At 67.5% G+C, this 24,501-nt stretch carries 23 protein-coding genes; 18 read left to right on the top strand and 5 right to left on the bottom strand.

Annotated features, from left to right (window positions below):
• The first annotated feature begins 8 nt into the window (after positions 1-8).
• Genes nuoI through AC3A6G_RS01990 form a run of 9 tightly spaced genes read left to right on the top strand, consistent with a single transcriptional unit; the run spans position 9 to position 8,011 of the window.
• The gene (gene nuoI, locus AC3A6G_RS02030; protein WP_487858038.1) at positions 9-533 is read left to right on the top strand and encodes an NADH-quinone oxidoreductase subunit NuoI; all 525 of its coding nucleotides are present in this window, start codon (positions 9-11) and stop codon (positions 531-533) included.
• A gap of 37 nt (positions 534-570) precedes the next feature.
• Positions 571-1,236, top strand: coding sequence for an NADH-quinone oxidoreductase subunit J (locus AC3A6G_RS02025; protein WP_487858037.1), 666 nt, complete (start codon positions 571-573; stop codon positions 1,234-1,236).
• Positions 1,233-1,541 carry an NADH-quinone oxidoreductase subunit NuoK gene (gene nuoK, locus AC3A6G_RS02020; RefSeq protein WP_487858036.1) on the top strand — a complete coding sequence of 103 codons (309 nt, stop codon included), beginning with the start codon at positions 1,233-1,235 and terminating at the stop codon, positions 1,539-1,541. Before AC3A6G_RS02025 ends, nuoK begins: the two co-directional genes overlap by 4 nt.
• A 15-nt stretch (positions 1,542-1,556) precedes the next feature.
• The gene (gene nuoL / locus AC3A6G_RS02015; RefSeq protein ID WP_487872927.1) at positions 1,557-3,590 is read left to right on the top strand and encodes an NADH-quinone oxidoreductase subunit L; all 2,034 of its coding nucleotides are present in this window, start codon (positions 1,557-1,559) and stop codon (positions 3,588-3,590) included.
• A gap of 25 nt (positions 3,591-3,615) precedes the next feature.
• On the top strand, positions 3,616-5,091 hold the full coding sequence (locus AC3A6G_RS02010) for an NADH-quinone oxidoreductase subunit M (RefSeq protein ID WP_487863921.1): 1,476 nt from the start codon (positions 3,616-3,618) through the stop codon (positions 5,089-5,091).
• A 24-nt stretch (positions 5,092-5,115) separates the two neighbouring features.
• Positions 5,116-6,603, top strand: a complete 1,488-nt coding sequence (gene nuoN / locus AC3A6G_RS02005) for an NADH-quinone oxidoreductase subunit NuoN (RefSeq protein WP_487858033.1) — start codon at positions 5,116-5,118, stop codon at positions 6,601-6,603.
• A gap of 20 nt (positions 6,604-6,623) precedes the next feature.
• Entirely contained in the window at positions 6,624-6,929 is a 306-nt protein-coding gene (locus AC3A6G_RS02000) for a DUF2818 family protein (RefSeq protein ID WP_487858032.1), read from the top strand.
• 10 nt (positions 6,930-6,939) lie between these two features.
• Complete coding sequence (locus tag AC3A6G_RS01995) at positions 6,940-7,548, top strand: NUDIX domain-containing protein (RefSeq protein WP_487872926.1); 609 nt, start codon at positions 6,940-6,942, stop codon at positions 7,546-7,548.
• A 7-nt stretch (positions 7,549-7,555) separates the two neighbouring features.
• Complete coding sequence (locus AC3A6G_RS01990) at positions 7,556-8,011, top strand: DUF1178 family protein (protein ID WP_487858030.1); 456 nt, start codon at positions 7,556-7,558, stop codon at positions 8,009-8,011.
• 31 nt (positions 8,012-8,042) lie between these two features.
• On the opposite strand, the gene AC3A6G_RS01985 is transcribed toward AC3A6G_RS01990, so the two are convergent.
• Positions 8,043-9,827: an ABC transporter transmembrane domain-containing protein gene (locus tag AC3A6G_RS01985; protein ID WP_487858029.1), complete on the bottom strand. Its 1,785-nt coding sequence runs from the start codon at positions 9,825-9,827 to the stop codon at positions 8,043-8,045.
• 79 nt (positions 9,828-9,906) lie between these two features.
• On the opposite strand from AC3A6G_RS01985, the gene AC3A6G_RS01980 reads away from it, so the two are divergent.
• The 9 genes from AC3A6G_RS01980 (at position 9,907) to AC3A6G_RS01940 (ending at position 19,808) form a co-directional block, all read left to right on the top strand.
• The gene (locus tag AC3A6G_RS01980) at positions 9,907-10,440 is read left to right on the top strand and encodes a MarR family winged helix-turn-helix transcriptional regulator (protein WP_487858028.1); all 534 of its coding nucleotides are present in this window, start codon (positions 9,907-9,909) and stop codon (positions 10,438-10,440) included.
• Complete coding sequence (locus AC3A6G_RS01975; RefSeq protein WP_487872925.1) at positions 10,433-11,914, top strand: efflux transporter outer membrane subunit; 1,482 nt, start codon at positions 10,433-10,435, stop codon at positions 11,912-11,914. The genes AC3A6G_RS01980 and AC3A6G_RS01975 overlap by 8 nt, the downstream gene beginning before the upstream one ends.
• Positions 11,915-11,952: 38 nt before the next feature.
• Positions 11,953-13,269, top strand: a complete 1,317-nt coding sequence (locus AC3A6G_RS01970) for an EmrA/EmrK family multidrug efflux transporter periplasmic adaptor subunit (RefSeq protein WP_487858026.1) — start codon at positions 11,953-11,955, stop codon at positions 13,267-13,269.
• A gap of 27 nt (positions 13,270-13,296) precedes the next feature.
• Positions 13,297-14,862, top strand: coding sequence for a DHA2 family efflux MFS transporter permease subunit (locus tag AC3A6G_RS01965; protein WP_487872924.1), 1,566 nt, complete (start codon positions 13,297-13,299; stop codon positions 14,860-14,862).
• 206 nt (positions 14,863-15,068) lie between these two features.
• Positions 15,069-15,839 (top strand): ABC transporter ATP-binding protein, encoded by a 771-nt coding sequence (locus AC3A6G_RS01960; protein WP_487858024.1) that lies wholly within the window; start codon positions 15,069-15,071, stop codon positions 15,837-15,839.
• Positions 15,839-16,558 carry an ABC transporter ATP-binding protein gene (locus AC3A6G_RS01955; RefSeq protein WP_487858023.1) on the top strand — a complete coding sequence of 240 codons (720 nt, stop codon included), beginning with the start codon at positions 15,839-15,841 and terminating at the stop codon, positions 16,556-16,558. The genes AC3A6G_RS01960 and AC3A6G_RS01955 overlap by 1 nt, the downstream gene beginning before the upstream one ends.
• A 31-nt stretch (positions 16,559-16,589) precedes the next feature.
• The gene (locus AC3A6G_RS01950) at positions 16,590-17,879 is read left to right on the top strand and encodes an ABC transporter substrate-binding protein (protein ID WP_487858022.1); all 1,290 of its coding nucleotides are present in this window, start codon (positions 16,590-16,592) and stop codon (positions 17,877-17,879) included.
• A gap of 52 nt (positions 17,880-17,931) precedes the next feature.
• On the top strand, positions 17,932-18,807 hold the full coding sequence (locus AC3A6G_RS01945) for a branched-chain amino acid ABC transporter permease (protein WP_487858021.1): 876 nt from the start codon (positions 17,932-17,934) through the stop codon (positions 18,805-18,807).
• Positions 18,808-18,821: 14 nt separating this feature from the next.
• The gene (locus AC3A6G_RS01940; protein WP_487858020.1) at positions 18,822-19,808 is read left to right on the top strand and encodes a branched-chain amino acid ABC transporter permease; all 987 of its coding nucleotides are present in this window, start codon (positions 18,822-18,824) and stop codon (positions 19,806-19,808) included.
• A gap of 60 nt (positions 19,809-19,868) precedes the next feature.
• Here the strand turns inward: AC3A6G_RS01940 and AC3A6G_RS01935 are convergent, their stop codons facing one another.
• From AC3A6G_RS01935 to AC3A6G_RS01920, 4 genes are all read right to left on the bottom strand, one after another.
• Positions 19,869-21,686 (bottom strand): bifunctional metallophosphatase/5'-nucleotidase, encoded by a 1,818-nt coding sequence (locus tag AC3A6G_RS01935; RefSeq protein WP_487872923.1) that lies wholly within the window; start codon positions 21,684-21,686, stop codon positions 19,869-19,871.
• Positions 21,687-21,770: 84 nt separating this feature from the next.
• Positions 21,771-22,223 (bottom strand): hypothetical protein, encoded by a 453-nt coding sequence (locus AC3A6G_RS01930; protein ID WP_487872922.1) that lies wholly within the window; start codon positions 22,221-22,223, stop codon positions 21,771-21,773.
• A gap of 72 nt (positions 22,224-22,295) precedes the next feature.
• Positions 22,296-23,372 (bottom strand): lipocalin-like domain-containing protein, encoded by a 1,077-nt coding sequence (locus AC3A6G_RS01925; protein WP_487872921.1) that lies wholly within the window; start codon positions 23,370-23,372, stop codon positions 22,296-22,298.
• A complete protein-coding gene (locus tag AC3A6G_RS01920; protein ID WP_487873248.1) occupies positions 23,372-24,397 on the bottom strand; it encodes a PLP-dependent cysteine synthase family protein in 1,026 nt (341 codons plus the stop codon). Before AC3A6G_RS01920 ends, AC3A6G_RS01925 begins: the two co-directional genes overlap by 1 nt.
• Positions 24,398-24,501: the final 104 nt, after the last annotated feature.

The following is a 24,501-nucleotide window of genomic DNA, read 5'->3' as shown; positions in this document are numbered from 1 at the left end:
CCAACATCATGTCTGCGCACACCGCAACCACCACCGCGTCCGCACCGTTCTCGCTCAAGGACTTCCTGAGCAGCTTCATGCTGCTCGAGCTGTTCAAGGGCCTGGCGATCACGGGCAAGTACGCCTTCGCACGCAAGATCACCGTGCAGTTCCCCGAAGAGAAGACGCCGCTGTCGCCGCGCTTCCGGGGCCTGCATGCGCTGCGCCGCTATGAGAACGGCGAAGAGCGCTGCATCGCCTGCAAGCTGTGCGAGGCCGTGTGCCCCGCGCTCGCGATCACGATCGAATCCGACGTGCGCGACGACGGCTCGCGGCGCACCACGCGCTACGACATCGACCTGACCAAGTGCATCTTCTGCGGCTTTTGCGAAGAGAGCTGCCCGGTCGATTCGATCGTCGAGACCCACATCTTCGAATACCACGGCGAAAAGCGCGGCGACCTGTACTTCACCAAGGACATGCTCCTGGCGGTGGGCGATCGCTACGAAAAAGAAATCGCGGCGAACAAGGCGGCCGACGCCAAGTACCGCTGATCCGATCGGCCCGAACCCCGTACCCATCCGAATTCCAATGGACGTCAAGACCGGTCTGTTCTATCTGTTTGCCGCGGTGCTGCTGTTCGCGGCATTCCGCGTCATCACCGCACGCAATCCCGTGTACGCCGCGCTGTACCTGGTGCTGGCCTTCTTCCAGGCCTCGGCCATCTGGCTGCTGCTGCGTGCCGAGTTCCTTGCGATCGCGCTGGTGCTCGTCTACGTGGGGGCGGTGATGGTGCTGTTCCTGTTCGTCGTGATGATGCTCGACATCAACATGGACGGCTTGCGGCAGGGCTTCTGGAAGCACTTTCCGCTGGCCGCCGGCGTGGGCGCGCTCATCGCGCTCGAGATGGCCGCGGTGCTGATGGGCGGCTTCCGCCTGTCCGAGGCGCCGCGCGCGGCGACCGAGGCCGCGGCCAACAGCTCGAACACGCTCGAGCTCGGCAAGTTGCTGTATTCGGAATATCTGTATCCGCTCGAGATCGCAGCTGTGATCCTGCTCGTGGCCATCGTGGCGGCCATTGCCCTGACGCTGCGCACCCGCAAGGACAGCAAGTACGTCAACCCGGCCGACCAGGTTCGCGTCAAAGCGCGTGACCGCGTGCGCATCGTGCAGATGTCCGCCACGCGCGCAGCCGAGCCCGTGGTGGAAGCACCAGCCGCCGCCGACGCGCCTGCAGCAAAGGAAAACAAGGCATGACGCTCACGCTCGGACACTTTCTCTCGCTCGGCGCGATGCTCTTCGCGCTGTCGGTGATCGGCATCTTCCTGAACCGCAAGAACCTCATCGTGCTGCTGATGGCGATCGAGCTGATGCTGCTCGCGGTGAACATGAACTTCGTGGCGTTCTCGTACTTCCTGGGCGACATGCACGGCCAGATCTTCGTGTTCTTCATCCTGACGGTGGCGGCGGCCGAGTCGGCCATCGGCCTCGCGCTGCTGGTCCTGTTGTTCCGCAACAAGTCCAACATCAACGTCGATGAGCTCAACACGCTCAAGGGATAACGACAAGAACTCACCATGAGCGCAACCCTCTCTGCATCCACGCTGCTGGCCGTTCCGCTGGCACCCCTGGTCGGCGCGGTCCTCGCGGGCCTGTTCGGCACCAAGTTTGCCGGCAACCACATCGGCCGCAAGGTCACGCATTCGCTGACGATCCTCGGCGTGCTCGTCGCATTCGTGATCTCGGCCATGACGCTGAAGTCGGTCATCGTCGACGGCGCCCGCTTCAACGAGACCATCTACGAATGGATGATGGTCGGCGGCCTCCGGATGGAGGTCGGCTTCCTTGTCGACGGCCTCACCGCCATGATGATGTGCGTCGTGACCTTCGTGTCGCTGATGGTGCACATCTACACCATCGGCTACATGGAGGAAGACGAGGGCTACAACCGCTTCTTCGCGTACATCTCGCTCTTCACCTTCTCGATGCTGATGCTCGTCATGAGCAACAACATGCTCCAGCTGTTCTTCGGCTGGGAAGCGGTGGGCCTGGTGTCGTACCTGCTGATCGGCTTCTGGTTCAACCGGCCGACCGCGATCTTCGCGAACATGAAGGCGTTCCTGGTTAACCGCGTGGGCGACTTCGGCTTCATCCTCGGCATCGGCCTGATCGCGGCCTATGCGGGCACGCTGAACTACGGCGAAGCCTTTGCCAAGGCCGACACGCTGGCCGGCATCACCTTCCCGGGCACCGAATGGATGCTCGTGACCGTGATCTGCATCTGCCTGTTCATCGGCGCCATGGGCAAGAGCGCGCAGTTCCCGCTGCACGTGTGGCTGCCCGACTCGATGGAAGGCCCGACCCCGATCTCGGCACTGATCCACGCGGCGACCATGGTGACAGCGGGCATCTTCATGGTGGCGCGCATGTCGCCGCTGTTCGAGCTCAGCGACACGGCGCTGTCGTTCATCCTCGTGATCGGTGCCATCACCGCGCTGTTCATGGGCTTCCTGGGCATCATCCAGAACGACATCAAGCGCGTGGTCGCGTACTCCACGCTGTCGCAGCTCGGCTACATGACGGTGGCGCTCGGCGCCTCGGCGTACTCGGTGGCGGTGTTCCACCTGATGACCCACGCCTTCTTCAAGGCGCTGCTGTTCCTCGGCGCCGGCTCGGTGATCATCGGCATGCACCACAACCAGGACATCCGCTGGATGGGCGGCGTGCGCAAGTACATGCCGATCACCTGGATCACGTCGCTGCTGGGCTCGCTTGCGCTGATCGGCACGCCGCTGTTCTCGGGCTTCTACTCGAAGGACAGCATCATCGAGGCGGTGAAGGAAAGCCATCTCTGGGGCGCGCAGTTCGCGTACTGGGCGGTGCTGGCCGGCGTGTTCGTGACCGCGTTCTATTCGTTCCGCATGTACTTCCTGGTGTTCCACGGCAAGGAGCGCTACGACCAGAACCCCGATGCCCACCATGACGACCATGGTGCACACGGCGACGACGGCCATGGCCACCACGACCACAAGCCGCACGAATCGCCGATGGTGGTGTGGCTGCCGCTGGTGCTCTTGGCCATTCCGTCGGTCGTGATCGGCTACTTCACGATCGAGCCGATGCTGCACGGCGATTTCTTCAAGGACGCGATCTTCGTGGACGCCGCGAAGCACCACGCCATGAAGGAACTCGGCGAGGCCTTCCACGGCCCGATGGCGATGGCCCTGCACGGCCTGCAGACGGCGCCGTTCTGGCTGGCGCTCGCGGGTGTGGTGCTCTCGTACTACATGTACATGGTCAACCCGGCGCTGCCGGCGGCCATCAAGCGCGGCTTTGGGCCGGTCTATCGCCTGCTCGAGAACAAGTACTACCTCGACTGGATCAATGAGAACATCGTGGCGCGCGGCGCGCGCGCGCTCGGTACCGGCCTCTGGAAGGGCGGCGACCAGGCGCTGATCGACGGTGCCGTGGTCAACGGTTCCTGGAAGCTCATCGGCCGCCTCGCGGGCGTGGTGCGCTGGCTGCAGTCGGGCTTCATCTATCACTACGCCTTCGCGATGCTGCTCGGCATCTTCATCCTGATGACGTACTTCGTCTGGTTCAAACGCTGAGTCCAAGCGCTGGAGAAAAAGAAAAATGGGTTTGTTGAGCCTTGCCATCTGGGTGCCGATCGCATTCGGCACCGCGCTGCTGGCGTTCGGCCGCGACGAAAACGCCCGGGGCGTGCGCTGGGTCGCGCTCGTCGGCGCCATCGCGAGCTTCCTGGTGACCGTGCCGCTCTTCACCGGCTTCGAGAACGGCACTGCCGCCATGCAGTTCGTCGAGAAGGCGAGCTGGATCACGCGCTTCAATGTCAGCTACCACCTCGGCGTGGACGGCCTCTCGCTCTGGATGGTGCTGCTGACGTCGTTCATTACTGTCGTGGTGGTGATCTCGGCCTGGGAAGTGATCACCGAGCGCGTCAACCAGTACATGGGCGCGTTCCTGATCCTGTCGGGCCTGATGATCGGCGTGTTCTCCGCGCTCGACGGCATCCTGTTCTACGTGTTCTTCGAAGCCACGCTGATCCCGATGTACCTGATCATCGGCATCTGGGGCGGCCCGAACAAGATCTACGCGGCGTTCAAGTTCTTCCTCTACACGCTGCTCGGCTCGCTCCTGATGCTGGTGGCGCTGATCTACCTGTACAACACCTCGGGCGGCAGCTTCGACATCCTGACCTGGCACAAGCTGCCGCTGGATGGCACCGCGCAGACCTTCCTGTTCTTCGCCTTCTTCGCCGCCTTTGCCGTCAAGGTGCCGATGTGGCCGGTCCACACCTGGCTGCCCGACGTGCACGTCGAGGCGCCCACGGGCGGCTCGGCCGTGCTGGCGGCGATCATGCTGAAGCTCGGCGCCTACGGCTTCCTGCGCTTCTCGATGCCGATCGCCCCCGATGCGTCGCACGAATGGGCCTGGCTCATGATCGCGCTGTCGCTGATCGCGGTGATCTACGTTGGCCTCGTGGCGCTGGTGCAGCAGGACATGAAGAAGCTCGTGGCTTATTCGTCGATCGCGCACATGGGCTTCGTGACGCTCGGCTTCTTCATCTTCAACGAACTCGGCGTGTCGGGCGGCATCGTGCAGATGATCGCGCACGGCTTCGTGTCGGCCGCGATGTTCCTGGGCATCGGCGTGCTGTACGACCGCGTGCATTCGCGCCAGATCGCCGACTACGGCGGCGTGGTCAACACCATGCCCAGGTTCGCGGCCTTTGCGCTGCTGTTCGCCATGGCCAACTGCGGCCTGCCGGGCACGGCCGGCTTCGTGGGCGAGTGGATGGTGATCCTCGGTGCGGTCAAGTTCAACTTCTGGATCGGCCTGGCGGCCGCCACCGCACTGATCTTCGGCGCGGCCTACACCCTGTGGATGTACAAGCGCGTCTACCTCGGCCCGGTCGGCAACGACCACGTCAAGGAACTCACCGACATCAATGCCCGCGAGTTCCTGATGCTCTCGCTGCTGGCGATCGCGGTGCTGTGGATGGGCCTCTATCCGAAGCCCTTCACCGATGCGATGGACGCGTCCGTGGTCGAACTGCTGCGCCATGTCGCCGTGTCGAAACTGCCCTGATGCCACGCTGAACAAGAGAACGAGATGATTGACAAACTCAGCTGGGTCGCGATCTACCCGGAAATCGTGCTGCTGGTCATGGCCTGCATCATTTTGCTGGTCGACCTGTCGACCACGAGCCCACGCCGCACGCGCACCTATGTGCTCACGCTGCTCACGCTCGCTGTGGTGGCGGTGCTGACCGGCCTCGCGGCCAACGACGGCAAGACCGTCTACGGTTTCGGCGGCATGGTCGTGAGCGACCCCATGGGCAACTGGCTCAAGTGCTTCGCCACGCTGGCGCTGATGGTCACGCTGGTCTATGGCCGTCCGTATGCGGCCGACCGCGAGATGCTGCGCGGCGGCGAACTGTTCACCATCAGCATGTTCGCGCTGCTGGGCATGTTCGTGATGATCTCGGGCAGCAACTTCCTGCTGATCTACCTCGGCCTCGAACTGCTCACGCTGTCGAGCTATGCGCTGGTGGCGCTGCGCCGCGACAACGCGGTGGCCAGCGAGGCGGCCATGAAGTACTTCGTGCTCGGCGCGATGGCGAGCGGCTTCCTGCTCTACGGGCTTTCGATGATGTACGGCGCGACCGGCTCGCTCGACGTCAACGAGGTGTTCAAGATCATCGCGAGCGGCAAGGTCAACCACCAGGTGCTGGTGTTCGGCCTGGTGTTCATCGTGGCGGGCCTGGCGTTCAAGGTCGGCGCGGCACCGTTCCACATGTGGGTGCCCGACGTCTACCAGGGCGCGCCGACGGCCGTCACGCTGCTGATCGGTGCGGCGCCCGAGCTGGCTGCGTTCGCCATCATCATCCGCCTGCTGGTCGAGGGCCTGCTGCCGCTTGCCTTCGACTGGCAGCAGATGCTGGCCGTGCTGGCCATCGCGTCGCTCGTGATCGGCAACCTGGCCGCGATCGCGCAGACCAACCTCAAGCGCATGCTGGCCTATTCGACCATCGCGCAGATGGGCTTCATGCTGCTCGGCCTCGTGGCGGGCGTGGTCAACGGCAACACCTACAACGCGCAGTTCGCGTACAGCGCCTCGATGTTCTACATCGTGACCTACGTGCTGACGACGCTCGCGAGCTTCGGCATCATCCTGCTCTTGGCACGCGAAGGCTTCGAGAGCGAGGAGATCACCGACCTCGCGGGCCTGAACCAGCGCAGCCCGCTGTACGCTGGCGTGATGGCCGTGGCGATGTTCTCGCTCGCGGGCCTGCCGCCGCTGGTCGGCTTCTACGCCAAGCTCGCGGTGTTGCAGGCGCTGATTGCCTCGGGCCAGGCGATCTACATCGGCCTCGCGGTGTTCGCGGTGGTCATGTCGCTGATCGGTGCCTTCTACTACCTGCGCGTGGTCAAGGTCATGTACTTCGATGCGCCTGTCACCGTCAGCACCGTGTCGGCACCGCGCGACGTGCGCGTCGTGCTGTCGGCAAACGGCCTGCTGATCCTCGTGCTGGGCATCGTGCCGGGCGGCCTGATGGCGCTGTGCGCCAAGGCCATCGTGGCCACGTTGGCCAACTGATTCCGGACTGAGCACGCTCGGTGTCGCAAACCGCATCGGTCTGGGTCGTGCTGCTGGTGGCCCTGGTGGCCGCCAACCTGCCGTTCCTCAACGAACGGCTGTTCGGCGCCGTGCCGCTGGCCACGCAGCCCAAGCCGCTGGCCGTCCGCTTCGCGGAGCTGGTGGTGATGTACTTCATTGCCGGCGGCGTCGGCCTGCTGTTCGAGCGCAGGGCAGGGCAGATCGCGCCGCAGGGCTGGGAGTTCTATGTGGTGACCGGCGCGCTCTTCATCGTGCTGGCCTTCCCAGGGTTCACCTGGCGCTACTTGATGAAGCACAGGCACTGAAACTGAAGAAATGACTTCTTCTCCAATCGCCGATTCGCACCTGAGGGAAGAACGCACGGGCAGCGAGATGCTGCTCGAGGGCAACTTCCTCAAGGTCTGCCGCGACACGGTGCGCCTGCCCGACGGGCACAGCGCGACGCGCGAGTACGTGATCCATCCGGGCGCCGTCGTCGTGGTGCCGCTGCTCGACGACGGCCGGGTGGTGATGGAGCGCCAGTACCGCTATCCGGTCGAGCGCGTGATGGTCGAGTTCCCGGCCGGCAAGCTCGATGCGGGCGAGGACCCCTTCGTCTGCGGGCGCCGCGAACTGCTCGAGGAAACCGGCTACACCGCGCGCGAATGGGCCCATGCAGGCGCCATGCACCTGGCGGTGGCCTATTCCACCGAGATCATCCATATCTACTTTGCGCGCGGCCTCTCGCTCGGCGAGCGCCAGCTCGACCACGGCGAGTTTCTCGACGTGTTCACCGCCACGCCGCATGACGTGGCGCTCTGGTGCCGCGACGGCACGATCACCGATGCCAAGTCGCTCACCTGCGCGCTCTGGCTGCAGAACGTCCTTTCGGGGGCATGGGCTCTGGACTGGCAGGCCGCCCCGGAACAAGGCGGCGCGGGATAATCCGCGCATGAAGGTTCTCGATCTCCGCTGCACGCACGGCCACGGCTTCGAAGGCTGGTTCGCGTCCAATGAGGCATTCGAGTCCCAGCTCGCCGCCGGGCTGGTCGAGTGCCCGATCTGCGCCGACACAGGCATCGTCAAGCTGCTGAGCGCCCCGCGCCTCAACCTAGGCAACCCCAGGCCGCCCGAAGCGGCCTCGGCGCCGTCGAAGTCGCAGCTGCCCGCCGAGTTGCCACAGTCGCCCGAGGCGCGCTGGATGCGCGCCGTGCGCGAGGTGCTCGCCAGGACCGAGGACGTCGGCGACCGCTTTGCCGACGAGGCCCGCCGGATGCACTACGGCGAAGCCGAGGAGCGCGGCATCCGTGGCCAGGCCACGCCCGAGCAGACGGTCGCGCTGCTCGAAGAAGGCATTCCCGTGCTGCCGCTGCCGATCCCGGCCGCGCTCAAGGAAACCCTGCAGTAGTCAAACCGCCGGGCCGTCCGTTCACAGCTTTTCAGCTCGTGAACTGCAGCGCGGCCAGCCGCGCATAGACCCCGCCCTGCGCCACCAGCGCCGCATGCGTGCCCTGTTCGACGATGCCGCCGTGGTCGAGCACCACGATGCGGTCGGCGCGCTGCACTGTCGCCAGCCGGTGCGCGATCACCACCGTCGTGCGGTTTTCCATCGCCGACTCGAGCGCGGCCTGCACCATGCGCTCGCTTTCCGCGTCGAGCGCGCTCGTGGCCTCGTCGAGCAGCAGCAGGGGCGGGTTCTTGAGGATCGCGCGCGCGATCGCGATGCGCTGGCGCTGCCCTCCCGACAGTCGCACGCCACGCTCGCCGAGGAAGGTGTCGTAGCCCTCGGGCAGCGCGCTGAGGAAGTCGTGCGCGAAGGCTGCACGGGCCGCGGCATGCACCTCGTCGGCGCTCGCCTCGGGCCGGCCGTAGCGGATGTTCTCGAAGGCGCTGGCCGAGAAGATCACCGCATCCTGCGGCACCAGGCCGATGCGCGTGCGCAGGTCGGCGAGCGCGAGCCCGGCGAGCGGCGCGCCGTCGAGCAGCAGCCCGCCCGACTGCGGGTCGTAGTAGCGCAGCAGCAACTGGAACACCGTGCTCTTGCCCGCGCCGCTCGAACCCACGAGCGCCACCGTCTCGCCGGGGGCCACGTCGAGGCTGAAGTCCTTCAGCGCCGGTGTCCCGGGCCGTGAAGGGTAGTGGAAGGTCACCGCGTCGAAGCGGATCGTGCTGCCTGCGGCGGGCGTCGGCGCCATGGCCGGGCTGGGCGGCGACACGATGGCCGAGGGCGCGTGGAGCAGCTCCATGAGCCGCTCGGTGGCGCCGGCCGCACGCAGCAGGTCGCCGTAGACCTCGCCGAGCACCGCGGTGGCCGCCGCGAGGATCGCGACATACACCACCGTCTGGCCCAGGTGGCCGGCCGTGATGTCGCCGCGCAGCACCGCCTGCGTGCCCTGGTACAGGCCCCACAGCAGCGCCGCCGAAGTGGCGATGATGATGAAGGCCACGAGCACCGAACGCGCGCGCGTGCGCCGCACGGCGGTGCCGAACGCGTTCTCGGTCGAGGCGCGGAACCGATCGGCCTCGCGCGCCTCGGCCGTGTAGCTCTGCACCACGGGAATGGCATTGAGCACCTCGGCCGCGATCGCACTCGCGTCGGCCACCCGGTCCTGGCTGGCGCGCGAGAGCTTGCGCACGCGGCGACCGAACCACATGCTTGGCAGCACCACCAGCACCAGGATGCCCATCACTTGCACCATCACGTAGGGATTGGTCCAGATCAGCACCGCGAGCGCGCCCACGCCCATCACCGCATTGCGCAGCCCCATGCTGAGCGACGAGCCCACCACCGTCTGCACCAGCGTGGTGTCGGCCGTCAGGCGCGACAGGACCTCACCGGTCTGCGTGGTTTCGAAGAAGGCCGGGCTCTGGCGCAGCACGCGCTCGTAGACCGCATTGCGCAGGTCGGCCGTGACGCGCTCGCCGAGCCAGCTCACCGTATAGAACCGGGCGGCCGAGAAGAGGCCCAGCGCCACCGCCACCGCGAACAGGGCACCGAAGTGCTCGCGCAGCGCCATGGTCTGCGCGCCCTTGTCGCTGCTGACCAGGCCGCCGTCGATCAGGCTGCGCAGCGCGAGCGGAAACGCCAGCGTGGTGACCGCTGCCATGACAAGAAAGATGCCGGCGAGCGCGATCTGCACGCGGTAGGGCCGAAGAAAAGGGCCCAGGCCCGAGAGCGATCGGGGTGAGCCCTTGGCCGGCGAGGACAGGGGAGGAGATGCCATGCGGCGATTCTAACGAGCGACCTTTGCCGTCTCAAAGGTAGCCTTGACAATGATTGCCTGGGCAAGTAATATTTCGGCCATGAGCGATGCAGATACCCCGCAGGGCACCCAGGCCCCGGCTTCCAACCGCGAGCCGGCCGATTTCTATCGTCCCGAGACCTACCGGGCCGAGGACAGCATCGGCTACCTGATGCGCCGCATCGTGAGCTCGGTCGCGCAATCGGTGGAAACCGGGCTGTGCGAACCGGGCGGGCCGACCTATCCGCAATGGATGCCGCTCTACAAGCTGCACGTGGGAGCGGCCACCACGGTGGCCGAACTGGCACGCGCCTGCGAACTCGATGCGGGCGCAATGACGCGCCTGCTCGACCGTCTGGAGGCCAAGGGCCTGTGCCGCCGCGTGCGCTCGCTCGAAGACCGCCGCGTGGTCAACATCGAACTCACCGACGAAGGCCGCGCCGCCGCCAAGGAGGTGCCGCATGTGCTGTGCCGCGTGCAGAACGATGTCCTCGCGGGCTTCAGCAAGGAAGAGTGGGTGCAGCTCAAGGGCTACCTGCGCCGCGTGCTCGACAACGCACAGACCCTCTCGGCCCGTGGAGAAAAGAATGACTGAATCCTTCGTCGCGCGCGCGATGCGCCGCACCCCCGTGGTTGCCGCCGCGCTGCTCGTGGTGGCGTTGGCCGGCTGTGCCGACATGGGCGGCATCCGATCCCAGGCCACGCTGCGCGACGCCACGTCGCTCGGTATCGCCGCCGACACCCATGCCGCCGCCATGCCGGCCGTCGACAGCCACTGGTGGCGCGCCTTCGGCGATGCGCAGCTCGATGGCCTCGTCGACCGCGCGCTGGCCGGCAACCCGAACCTCCAGGTCGCCCGGGCGCGCCTCGCGCGGGCCCAGGCGTCGGCCGACATCGCCGGCGCGGCGCTGAAACCCCGGGTCGATGCCACGCTCGACCTGAAGCGCCAGAAGTTCAACAGCAACTACATCTATCCCGCGCCGCTCGGCGGCTCGACCCAGAACACCGGCCTGCTGCAGCTCGGCGCGAGCTGGGAGCTCGACTTCTTCGGCAAGCACCGCAGCGCGCTCGATGCGGCGATCGGCAGCGCCAACGCCGCGGCCGCCGAGGCCGATGCCGCGCGCGTGCTGCTGGCCAGCAACGTGGCGCGCAGCTACTTCCAGTGGGCGCGCCTGAACGAACAGCTCGGCGTGGCCCAGCGCACGCTGGCGCAGCGCGACGAGACGCTGAAGCTCGTGCGCGACCGCGTCGCCGCCGGCCTCGACACGCGGCTCGAGCTGCGCCAGAGCGAAGGCGGCCTGCCCGAGGCGCGCCAGCAGATCGAGGCGCTCAACGAGCAGATCGCGCTGCAGCAGCATGCGCTCGACGCGCTCGTGGGCCAGCCCGGCGTCACCGCGTCGCTGAAGCCGCCAATGCTCGAGGCCGTCAAGCCGATCGCGCTGCGCCCCGACATGCCTGCCGACCTGCTCGGGCGGCGCGCCGACATCGCGGCCGCGCGCTGGCGCGTCGAGGCGGCCACGAGCGACGTGGCGAACGCGCGCACCCAGTTCTATCCCAACGTCAACCTCACCGCCTTCGTCGGCTTCCAGAGCTTGGGGTTGGGCAAGCTGCTCAAGTCGGGCAGCGAGCAGTGGGGCGTTGGCCCCGCGGTCCATCTCCCGATCTTCGAGGGTGGCCAGTTGCGCGCCAACCTGCGCGGCAAGGCAGCCGACCTCGATGCCGCGATCGAGAGCTACAACGCCACCGTGCTCGACGCAGTGCGCGATGCGGCCGACCAGGTGTCGAGCGCGCAGTCGATCACGCGCCAGCAGGCCGAGCAGCGCGCCGCGCAGGCCGCGGCGGAGGGCGCCTACGAAATCGCCGTGCAGCGCTACCGCGCAGGCCTCGGCAACTACCTCAACGTGTTGACGGCAGAAACCGCTGTGCTCTCGCAGCGCCGGCTGGCGGTCGACCTCGCCGCGCGCGCACTCGACACCCAGGTCGGCCTGGCGCGTGCGCTCGGCGGCGGTTGGCAGGCGCCTTCCATCGCGACCGCCGCCGCGCCGTCGCCAGGGGCCGCACCGAACTGAGCGCGCCGTCGACCAACTTCGGAAAGAACTTCATCACCATGAACGACAACAACACACCGACGCCCGCTGCACCCGCAGCCTCCCTCGCGACCGAAGCCCCGGCCGGCAACGGCAAGCGCCGCCGCGCACTGACTGCACTCGCGGCCGTGGTGATCGTGGCCGGCAGCGGCTGGGGCCTCTACGAATGGCTGGTCGCCAGCCACTACGAAGAGACCGATAACGCCTACGTGCAAGGCCACGTGATCCAGATCACGCCGCAGATCGGCGGCACCGTCATGGCCATCAACGCCGACGACACCGACTTCGTGAAGGCCGGCCAGCCGCTGGTGCAGCTCGACCCCGCCGATGCGAAGGTCGCGCTCGAGCAGGCCGAGGCCGCGCTGGCGCAGGCCGTGCGCCAGGTGCGCACGCTCTATGCCAACAACGGCTCGCTGGCGGCGCAGGTGTCGCTGCGCCAAGCCGACATCGCCAAGGCGCAGAGCGACGTCGCCAAGGCCCAGGACGACCTGCAGCGCCGCCGCTCGCTCACGGGCAATGGCGCGGTCTCGAAGGAAGAACTCAACCATGCCGAGACGCAACTCGCCAACGCGAAGAGCGCGCTGGCGGCGGCGCAGGCCGGCGTGCTCGCCGCGCGCGAGCAGCTCGCGAGCAACCAGTCGCTGACCGAGGGCACCACGGTGGCCGAGCATCCGAGCGTGCTGGCTGCCGCCGCCAAGGTGCGTGAGGCCTACCTCGCGACGCAACGCGTCGCGATGCCCGCGCCGGTCGACGGCTACGTCGCGCGCCGCACGGTGCAGCTCGGCCAGCGCGTGGCGGCCGGCACGCCGATGATGTCGATCGTGCCGCTCAACCAGCTCTGGGTCGATGCCAACTTCAAGGAAGTGCAGCTGCGCAACATCCGCATCGACCAGCCCGTGAAGCTTACGGCCGACGTCTACGGCAAGAAGGTCGAATACACCGGCCGTGTGGCGGGCCTGGGCGTGGGCACGGGCAGCGCGTTCGCGTTGCTGCCGGCGCAGAACGCGACCGGCAACTGGATCAAGGTGGTGCAGCGCGTGCCGGTGCGCATTGCGCTCGACCCCGCGCAGCTCAAGGCCAACCCGCTGCGCATCGGCCTGTCGATGCTGGCCGAGGTCGACATCACGCAAAAGGACGGCAAGATGCTGGCCGATGCGCCGCGCACCACGCCGCTCTCGCAGACGCAGGTCTACAGCCGGCTCGACCACGGCGCCGATGCCGAGGTGGACCGCATCATCGCGGCCAACCTCGGACGCGGAGCGGCGGCCGGCCATGCCGCGAAGCCGGCCGCCGGCACGAAGCAACAGCAGCTCGCCTCTCAATCGCATCCCGGCTGATCGCCGCCGGACCCCGAGGCAAAGCCCATGGCCACTGCTGCTGCTCCCGCCTACGTCGCGCATCCGCCGCTCGAGGGCGCCGCCCGCGTCTGGGGCACGATCGCGCTGTCGGCCGCGACCTTCATGAACGTGCTCGATTCGTCGATCGCGAACGTGTCGCTGCCGGCCATCTCGGGTGACCTGGGCGTGAGCACCACGCAAGGCACCTGGGTCATCACCAGCTTCGCGGTGGCCAACGCCATTGCGGTGCCGCTCACGGGGTTCATGACCCAGCGCTTCGGCCAGGTGCGGCTCTTCATGGCGAGCGTGATCCTCTTCATGATCAGCTCGCTCCTGTGCGGCCTGGCACCGAACATGACCATGCTGATTGCGTTCCGCGCGCTGCAGGGCTTCGTCGCGGGGCCGATGATCCCGCTGTCGCAGACGCTGCTGCTGTCGAGCTATCCGCGCGCCAAGGCCGGGCTCGCGATGGCGATGTGGTCGATGACCACGCTGGTCGCGCCGGTGATGGGGCCGCTGCTCGGTGGCTGGATCACCGACAACATCTCGTGGCCGTGGATCTTCTACATCAACATCCCGGTCGGCATCGTCGCGGCGGTCATCACCTGGGCGCTCTACCGCAAGCGCGATAGCGGCACGCACAAGGTGCCGATCGATGCCATCGGCCTCGCGCTGCTGGTGCTCTGGGTCGGTGCGATGCAGCTGATGCTCGACAAGGGCAAGGAGCTCGACTGGTTCCACTCGCCCGAAATCATTGCGATGGCGGTGATCTCCGTGGTCGGCTTCGCGTTCTTCCTGATCTGGGAGCTGACCGACAAGCACCCGGTGGTCGACCTTTCGCTCTTCAAGCGGCGCAACTTCTGGTCGGGCGCGGTGGCCACGGCGGTGGCCTACGGTCTGTTCTTCGGCAACGTGGTGCTGCTGCCGCTGTGGTTGCAGCAGTGGATGGGCTACACCGCGACGCAGGCCGGCATGATCATGGCGCCCGTAGGGCTGCTCGCAATCTTCTTCTCGCCGCTGGTCGGGCTCACGGTGTCGAAGATCGATCCGCGGCAGTACGCAACCTTCTCGTTCCTGATCTTTGCGCTGGTGCTCTGGATGCGCTCGAACTTCAACACGCAGGCCGACTTCGTGACGATCATCATCCCGACGGTCATCCAGGGCATTGCGATGGCGTTCTTCTTCATCCCGCTGGTGACCATCACGCTGTCGGGCCTCACGCCGGACCGCATACCGGCCGCCTCGGGGCTGTCGAACTTCCTGCGCATCACCGCGGGCGCGATGGGCACCTCGATCACCACCACGCTGTGGGAGAACCGTGCGGCGCTGCACCACGCGCAGCTTGCCGAGTCGGTGAACCAGGGCAATGCCGCGGCGACCAGCGCAATGTCGGGCCTGGCGAGCAGCGGGCTCAGCAGCGACCAGGTGCTGGCCCAGATCAACCGCGTGGTCGACCAGCAGGCCTTCATGCTGGCCACGAACGACATCTTTTATGCGTCGGCGCTGCTGTTCCTGCTCCTGATCCCGCTCGTGTGGCTCGCGAAGCCGCAGCGCGGCGGTGCCGGCGGCGACGCCGCGGCCGGCGCGCACTGAGCGCGCAGCGCGCGCCGGGCGCGCTGCCAATGTCGTTGCGGCGACAGTCGCCTGCGGGCAGCCGCGAGGTTGCACCGCAGCATAGGCATTTGCCCCAGTATGCAATCACGGGGCGCCCCTCAACAATCGGTCCGCGTTCGACAGTGGCGCGACAAGATGGACCGCATGACTTTTCTATCCTTTCTGAACCCGGGCGACTTCGCGAGATGAGCGACGTCATCCTAGAAACGCGCCAGCTCACCAAGGAGTTCAAGGGGTTCACCGCGGTCAGCAAGGTCGACCTCTCGGTGGTGCGCGGCTCCATCCATGCGCTCATCGGCCCGAACGGCGCCGGCAAGACCACCTGCTTCAACCTGCTCACCAAGTTTCTCGAACCCACGAGCGGCACCATCCTGTTCAACGGCAACGACATCACCGGCGAGCGGCCGGCGCAGATCGCGCGGCGCGGCATCATCCGCTCGTTCCAGATCTCGGCGGTGTTCCCGCACCTCACCTTGCGCGAGAACGTGCGCCTCGGGCTGCAGCGCGCGCTCGGCACCTCGTACCATTTCTGGAAGAGCGAGAAGACGCTCGCGCCGCTCGATGCGCGCGCGCTCGAGCTGCTGGCCGAGGTCGGCCTCGCCGAGCAGGCCGACGAACTCACGGTGAACCTGCCCTACGGACACAAGCGTGCGCTCGAGATCGCCACCACGCTCGCGATGGATCCCGAGCTGATGCTGCTGGACGAACCCACGCAGGGCATGGGCCATGAAGACGTGCACCGCGTGGCCGAACTCATCAAGCGCGTGTCGGCAGGGCGCACCATCCTCATGGTCGAACACAACATGAGCGTGGTCTCGACCATCGCCGATACCATCACCGTGCTCCAGCGCGGCGCCGTGCTGGCCGAAGGCCCGTATGCCGAAGTCTCGAAGAACCCGCAGGTGATGGAGGCCTACATGGGCACCACCGACGGCCAGCTGCAGGGAGCCCACTGATGGCCGCGCCCGCACTCGAGATCAAGGGCCTGAACGCCTGGTACGGCGAATCGCACGTGCTGCACGGCGTCGACATGGTGGTGCAGCCCGGCGAGGTCGTCACCCTGCTCGGGCGCAACGGCGCCGGGCGCACCAGCACGCTGCGCGCGATCCTTGGCCTGACCGGCACGCGCAAGGGCAGCATCCAGGTCAATGGCGTGCAGACCATCGGCATGGCCACGCACCGCATCGCGCACCTCGGCATCGGCTATTGCCCCGAGGAGCGCGGCATCTTCGCGAGCCTCTCGGCCGAGGAGAACCTGCTTTTGCCGCCTCCGCTCAAGAGCGCCAAGGGCGCGGGGCAGGGCATGTCGGTGGCCGAGATCTACGAGATGTTCCCGAACCTCGCCGAGCGGCGCCACAGCCCCGGCACCCGGCTCTCGGGCGGCGAGCAGCAGATGCTCGCGGTGGCGCGCATCCTGCGCACCGGCGCCCGGCTGCTGCTGCTCGACGAGATCTCCGAAGGCCTCGCGCCGGTGATCGTGCAGGCCCTCGCCCGCATGATCCAGACGCTGCGCGGCAAGGGCTACACCATCGTGATGGTGGAGCAGAACTTCCGCTTCGCCGCGCCGCTGGCCGACCGCTTCTACGTGATGGAGCACGGCCGCATGGTCGAGGCTTTCAGTGCCCGCGAACTCGACGCGAAGATGCCCGTGCTCGGCGAGCTGCTCGGCGTCTAGGCTTTCCCCGATTTTTCCAAGGAGACATTCCATGAACTCGAAATTCCTGATTCCATCGCTGGTGGCGGTTGCCGTGCTCGCGGCCTGCGGCAAGAAGGAAGAGCCCGCGCCGGCGCCCGCACCTGCGGCGCCGACGGCACCCGCCCCGGCTGCGGCCCCTGCACCTGCCGCCGCACCCACCGCGGACGCACCATCGCCCAACAAGGTCACGATCGGCTACATCAGCGATCTCTCGGGCCTCTACGCCGACCTCGAAGGCAAGGGCGGCGCCACGGCCATCCAGATGGCCATCGACGACATGGGCGGCAAGGTGCTCGGCCAACCCGTCGAGGTGCTGTCCGTCGACCACCAGAACAAGCCCGACATCGCGGCCTCGAAGGCGCGCGAATGGATCGACACCGCCGGCGCCACGATGATCTTCGCGGGCACCAATTCGGGTGTGGCACTGGCGACCGCCAAGGTCGCGCAGGAAAAGAAGCGTGTGTTCTTCACCAACGGCGCCGCCACCTCGGCGCTGACCAATGCGCAGTGCAGCCCCTACACCGTGCACTACGCCTACGACACCGTGGCGCTCGCCAAGAGCACCGGCGGCGCGGTGGTCGACACCGGCGGCAAGAGCTGGTTCTTTCTGACGGCCGACTACGCCTTCGGCCATGCGCTCGAAGCCGACACCTCCAAGGTCGTCAAGGCCAAGGGCGGCACGGTGGTAGGCACGGTCCGCGCGCCGCTCAATGCGTCCGACTTCTCCTCGTTCCTGCTGCAGGCGCAGAACTCCAAGGCCCAGGTGCTGGGGCTCGCCAACGCCGGCGGCGACTTCGTCAATTCGATGAAGGCCTCGAAGGAGTTCGGCATCGACAAGACCATGAAGCTCGCGGGCCTGCTGGTGTTCCTGACCGACGTGAAGAGCCTCGGCCTCGAGGCCACGCAGGGCCTGCTGCACACCACCAGCTGGTACTGGGACGCCGATGACGCCTCGCGCAAGTGGGCGGCCCGCTACGAGGAAAAGACCGGCAACAAGCCTTCGGACATCCAGGCCGCCGACTACTCGGCCACCATGGCCTACCTCAAGGCCGTCGAGGCGGTGCAGACCACCGACGCCGACAAGGTCATGGAGCAGCTCAAGAAGACGCCGATCGACGACTTCTACGCCAAGGGCGTGATCCGTCCCGACGGCCGCATGGTGCACGACATGCTGCTGGCCGAGGTCAAGAAGCCTTCGGAGTCGAAAGGCCCGTGGGACCTGCTGAAGATCGTCAAGAAGGTGCCGGGCGACGAGGTCTACACGACCAAGGAAGAAAGCACCTGCGCCCTCTGGAAGTAAACCTGCTGTCCCGCGCGAAACCGCTGCCGCCACTCCGAACCCAGTTGCCACGATGAATATTTCCATGCCCGCCCTGTTGAGCCAGCTCCTGCTGGGGCTGGTCAACGGGTCGTTCTACGCGATCCTGAGCCTGGGGTTGGCGGTGATCTTCGGCCTGCTCAACGTCATCAACTTCGCACACGGTGCGCTGTTCATGATGGGGGCGGTGCTGTCGTGGATGGCGATGACGTACTTCAACGTCAACTACTGGGTCATGCTGGTGGCAGCGCCGCTCATCGTCGGCGTCTTCGGCATGCTGATCGAGCGGCTGCTGCTGCGCTGGATCTACAAGCTCGACCACCTCTACGGCCTGCTGCTCACGCTCGGCCTCACGCTGCTCATCGAGGGCGGCTTCCGGTCGGTGTACGGCGTGTCCGGCCTGGCCTACAGCCCGCCCGCGGCGCTCAGCGGCGGCACCAACCTGGGCTTCATGTTCCTGCCGAACTACCGCGCCTGGGTGGTCGTCGCGTCGCTCGTGGTGTGCTTCGCCACCTGGTATGCGATCGAGAAGACCCGGCTCGGCGCCTACCTGCGTGCCGGCACCGAGAACCCGCGGCTGGTCGAGGCCTTCGGTGTCAACGTGCCGCTGATGGTCACGCTGACCTACGGGTTCGGGGTGGCGCTCGCGGCCTTTGCCGGCGTGCTCGCCGCACCGGTCATCCAGATCTCGCCCCTCATGGGCCAGAACCTCATCATCATCGTGTTCGCGGTGGTGGTCATCGGCGGCATGGGCTCGATCATGGGCGCCATCATCACGGGCCTTTCGCTCGGCGTCATCGAGGGGTTCACCAAGGTGTTCTATCCCGAGGCTTCATCCACCGTGGTCTTCGCGATCATGGTCGTGGTGCTGCTGATCCGCCCGGCCGGCCTGTTCGGCAGCGAGAAGTGAACGGGCGCCAAGACATGAAGAAGATCTCCCTCGCCGTCTACGCACTGCTCCTGGTGGCGCTGATCGCCGCACCGTTCATCGGTTTCTATCCGGTGTTCGTGATGAAGGTGCTGTGCTTCGCGCTGTTTGCCTGCGCGTTCAACCTGCTGCTCGGCTACACCGGGATGCTGTCGTTCGGCCACGCCGCCTTCCTGGGCGGGGCCGCCTACCTCACGGGCCATGCGCTCAAGGTCTGGCACCTCACGCCCGAACTGGGCCTGCTCGCGGGCACGGCGGCCGGCGCGCTGCTGGGGCTGGTGTTCGGCTGGCTGGCCATTCGCCGCCAGGGCATCTACTTCTCGATGATCACGCTGGCGCTCGCGCAGATGATCTTCTTCGTTGCGCTGCAGGCGCGCTTCACCGGCGGCGAGGACGGCCTGCAGTCGGTGCCGCGCGGCAAGCTCTTCGGCCTGATCGACCTGCGTGACGACCTCACGATGTACTACGTCGCGCTGGTGATCGTGGTGGCGGCCTTCCTGCTGATCGCGCGCACCGTGCACTCCCCGTTCGGGCAGGTGCTCAAGGGCATCAAGGAAAACGAGCCGCGCGCCATCTCGCTCGGCTACGACGTCAACCGCTTCAAGCTGCTGGCCTTCGTGATCTCGGCCGCGCTGTCGGGGCTGGCGGGTTCGCTCAAGACGCTGGTGCTCGGCTTCGCGTCGCTCAGCGACGTGCATTGGACCGCCTCGGGCCACGTGATCCTCATGACGCTGGTCGGCGGGCTCGGCACGCTGTCGGGGCCGCTGGTGGGCTCGGCCGTCGTGGTGCTGCTCGAGAACAAGGTCGGCGACTTCGGCGTCTTCATGGCGAACCTGACGGGCATCAACTGGTTCAACACCCTCGGCGAGTCGGTCACCATGGTCACGGGCCTGATCTTCGTGATCTGCGTGCTGGCGTTCCGCAAGGGCATCATGGGCGAGATCATCGCCTTCGTCGACCGGCGGCGCGGCAAGCGAACCTGAAGCGAAAGAAGGCGGACCCGGTCCGCCTTCTTCGTTTTAAGGCCGGGCTCCGCCCGATGCTCAGGGCAGCGCCGTGATGCGGTTCGTCGCAGGCGGAACGAGCGTGCCGCTTGCCTTGATGTAGGCCTCCAACGCATCCACGTCCTGGTCGCCGCCGAGCGTGTCGGTTCCCTGGTTGAAGACCGTGAAGTTGTCGCCGCCCGTGGCCAGGAAGCTGTTCATCGTGACGCGGTAGCTCGTGGCGTCGCCCATCGCGGTGCCGTTGAGCGCCATGTTCGAGATGCGCGAGCCGGCCGGTGCCGACAGGCTGTAGCTGTAGCGGAGGCTGTGCGAGGGCAGCAGCACCCGAGGGGCGGCGACCGTGTTGCTGCCGCTGTTGAACTGCTGCTCGAGCAGGGCCTTGATCTGCGCGCCGGTCATCGTCTTCACCACCAGGCTGTTGCCGAAGGGCTGCACGCTGAAGATCTGGCCATAGGTCACGTTGCCCTTGTCGTCGGGTACGAGGTCGGCCCGCACGCCGCCCGGGTTCATGAAGGCGATCTGCGCGCCGCCCTTGTCGCTGGCGCGGGTCGCGGCGAGCTGTGCGTCGGCAATCAGGTTGCCGAGCACGCTTTCGCGCGACGGGGCCTGCGTGCGCGTGGCCGCCCCCGAGAGCGAGCCCACCACGCGTTGCACCAGCGGCGCGGCGACCGAGAGGTACTGGCTGACGAGCGCCGCCACCTCCTGGTTCTTGCCGAACACCGGGTACTGGTCGGTCAGCGCGATGGTGGTGGCGCCGCTGGTGAAGGCCTCGCCCTGGACGATCACGTTGTCGGCCGATTTGGCCGAGACCTTGCGGGTGCGCGTGTCGATCGTCAGGTTGATGTCGGTCAGCAGCGTGCCGTACTGGCCGGCGCTCGTCAGCAGGAAGGGCCGGGCCGGATTCGACTTGCCGTAGTCGCAGACGTAGGAGCGGTGCGTGTGGCCCGAGATCACCACGTCCACCGCCGGGTCGAGCTTGTCGAGGATCGGCAGGATGTCGCCGCTGAGGCCGGTGCAGCTCTTGTCGTTGTAGCCGACCGTGGTCGTGGCGCCTTCGTGGACCACGACGACGATGGCGTCGGCGCCCTCGGCCTTGAGCTGCGGGATCAGCGCATTGGCGGTGTCCGCCTCGTCCTTGAAACTCAAGCCTGCCACGCCGGCCGGCGTCACGATGCTCGGCGTGTTCTTCAGCGTCATGCCGATGAAGGCCACCTTCACGGTGGCACCGTCCTTCGTGAAGGTCTTCATGCCGGTGGCGGGGAACAGCGTGTTGCCGTCGGTCTTGACGGTGTTGGCCGCCAGGAAGCCGAAGTTCGCGCCCGGGAAGGATTTGTTGACCCGGCAGGGCTCCAGCGGCGTGTGCTTGTCGCAGCCGCCGTTCTTCATGCGCATCAGTTCGTTCTGGCCTTTGTCGAACTCGTGGTTGCCGACCGCGTTGAAGTCGATCTTCATCGCGTTCACCGCCTCGATCGTGGGCTCGTCGAGGAACAGCGCCGACACCAGCGGCGAGGCGCCGATCATGTCCCCGGCCGAAACCACCGCGTGGTTCTCGTTCCTGGCCTTGAGCGACGCGATGGCCGAGGCGAGGTAGGCGGCGCCGCCCGCGGGCACCGGGACCGTGCCGCCACCGCTGGCCGGCGCGGTGATCGAAACCCGCGGCGGCTCGAGGTTGCCGTGCAGGTCATTGAAAGCAATGATCTTCACGTCGACGCTGCCGGGTGGTGCCGGCGCGGGGGCGGGCGCCGGTGGCGGGAAGAACGGGATGAATGCGTTCGAGCCGCCGCCGCTGCCGCCGCAGGCCGCCAGCGTGGCCAGGACCGCGCCGGCCGCGGCGAGATGTTTGATCGATGCGTGCACGAGCCTCTCCTCGGTGAATGGACTGGTCGCATGCTGGCCGCGGCAGATGACGTCGGCGTGACCGGCTGCCGCGCCCACGGCGTCTCAGGGCAGGTCGATCAGCCGCACCGGCAGGTCGGGGCCGAAGGCCCGCTGCAGCAGTTCGCGCGCGGGCGCGCTGTGCGCAGGGTCCGGGCGTGGCAGGGCCAGCGATCCCTCGGCGGCGCGGCGCTGCAGGTGCCAGCCTTCCTGGCCGAGGCGGATCAGTTGCGCGAGCGCCGCGGCGTCGGCCACGGGCAGGGCGTCGGGCCGGATGTCGAGCCAGTCGACCACCTGGCCGGACTCGCCGCCGAGCCGCGCGGTCGCACCTTCCACCAGCGCCTGCTGCGTGGCTGCGTCGCGCACCGCGCCCTGCAGCACGATGCCGTGGCCGTGCCAGCGGATCTCGAGCGCGGCACCGCCCGGGGGTGCCGCGGGCGGCAGGCGCGCGGCCAGCCATGCGGCGCCCGCAGCGGCTGTCAGCAGCACTGCGAGCACGGCGATCCATCGTCTTCTCATCGGCAAGGCAGGTTCATCGTTCGAGTTCAAGCGCGCGGCATGACGGCCTGATGACGACCTCGGGGCGGGGCTTCAGAGCCGCAGCGGTGCGGCGTAGCCCGTCATCTCGAGGTAGCCGCGGCCGATGCGGCGGCCCTGCGCGTCGCGCAGGTCGCTCAGGCCTTCCCAGTACACGCCGCCGGTCGAGCCGCGGCTGTCGAGCTCCTGGTCGTCGAGCAGCGCATGCACCTCGAACTCGCCCGCCGGCGTGCCCACGCGCCACTGCGTCGGGTAGCGGGCCTGGGTGCGTGGGCTGGTCCAGGCACGGCCGGCCTCGAAGTGCACCTCCTCGTGGCCGAAGATGCGCAGAGCACCGTCGCGCGTGCGGAACGATCCGCCCGCCCACAAGGCGCTGCCGTCGCGCCGGCGCAGGTGAAAGGCGGTGAGCGCACTGCCGTCGTCGAGGTTCATGCCGGTCCAGTCCCAGCCGACGGCCTCGGGGTGCAGCAGCGCCTCGCTCCATTCGTGGTCGAGCCAGGCGCTGCCCGCGACATCGAACGGCGCCTGCCCCTGCAGCGCGATGTGCCCGCGCGCCTGCAACTGCGGTTCGCTGTAGTAGTAGCTCGCCTGGGCTTCCTCGGGGCCCTTGCGCGAGAGGCCGGCGTTGCCTTGCAGCAGCAGCGGCTGCGTCGGCGAGAAACGCAGGTCGAGCGAGAACCCGGCGGCCGGAATGCGCGCCGCGTAGCTGCCGTCGCTTCCGCGCACCAGCGACCAGTCGCGCAGGCGCAGGTCGGTGTCGTGCTCGCTGGCCGACGCAACACCCTGGCCCGCACGCGCGATGCGCTGGTCGTGGCGCAGCGCGCCGGCCTCGAGGTCGGTGATGGCGGCATGCGCGAACACCAGCTGCTTGGCTGCGAAGGCCGAGCGCAACTGCTGCGTGGCGTCGACGCGCGAGCGGAAGAAGGTCACTTGAAAGCCGAAGGTGCGCCCGGCCGGCGTCGTCGCGTGGCCGGTGATGTACCACCACTCGGTTCGCAACTCGGGATGGCTGCCGAAGTCGCGCGGGAACTGCAGGGTGCGTGCGGGCAAGGCCCAGCCCGCGGGCGCGGCGGCCAGCGCCGCCAGCAGCAGGCTGCGCCGCGAGAGTGCGAGGGGCGCCCGCGCCGGCATCAGCCTCTCACAAGTTCGTCGATGCGCTGCCGCGCGGGAGCGATGTCGCCGAATGCGTCGCGCACCCAGCCAGCGTCGTGGTAGCTCGGCAGGTAGCGCTCACCCGCATCGCACAGCAGCGAGAGGATCGATCCCTGGCGGCCCGCCGCACGCATCTCGTGCGCGATCGCGAGCATGCCCGCGAAGTTGGTGCCGGTGGAAGGCCCGACCTTGCGCCCGAGCAGCGCCGAGAGCGCATGCATCGCGGCCACCGAGTCGAGGTTCGGCACCTCGATCATGCGGTCGACCAGCGTGCGGATGAAGCTGGGTTCCACGCGGGGCCGGCCGATGCCTTCGATGCGCGAGCCCGTCGCCGTGAGCGCGGCGTCGCCGCTCTGGTGATAGGCCGAGAAGACCGAGCCCTCGGGGTCGGGCACGCAGAGCTGCGTGTCGTGGCAGCAGTAGCGCACGTAGCGGCCGATGGTGGCGCTGGTGCCGCCGGTGCCCGCGCCGACCACGATCCAGGCCGGCACCGGATGCCGCTCGCGCGCCATCTGCCGGAACATGCTCTCGGCGATGTTGTTGTTGCCGCGCCAGTCGGTCGCGCGCTCGGCATTCGTGAACTGGTCCATGTAGTGGCCGCCGGTCTGTTCGGCCAGCGCGCGGGCCTCGTCGTAGACCTCGGCCGCATGGTCGACGAAGTGGCAGCGCGCGCCGTAGAAGGCGATCTGCGCGATCTTCTCGGGCGAGGTGCTGCGCGGCATCACCGCGATGAACGGCAGGCCGAGCAGCCGTGCGAAGTACGCTTCGCTGACCGCCGTGGAGCCGCTCGAGGCCTCGACCACCGTCGTGCCTTCGCGCACCCATCCGTTGCACAGCGCATACAGGAAGAGCGAGCGTGCGAGCCGGTGCTTGAGGCTACCGGTCGGATGCGTCGATTCGTCCTTCAGGTAGAGGTCGATGCCGGCCCCGGCGAGCGTGGGCAGGGGCAGCGGGATCAGGTGCGTGTCGGCGCTGCGCTGGTAGTCGGCCTCGATGCGGCGCATCGCAGCGTCGCGCCATGCGGTGCGGGGCGATGAAGAAGCAAGGGACGAAGAAGGAGAGGGGGTGTGCGGCTGCTGCATGGAAGAGGCAGTCTACAAGCCATGCG

This window comes from Variovorax sp. Soil_C_26, from assembly GCF_057657075.1.
The sequence above is the reverse complement of the archived record's forward strand: the minus strand, read 5'-3'. Positions and strand labels throughout refer to the sequence as shown.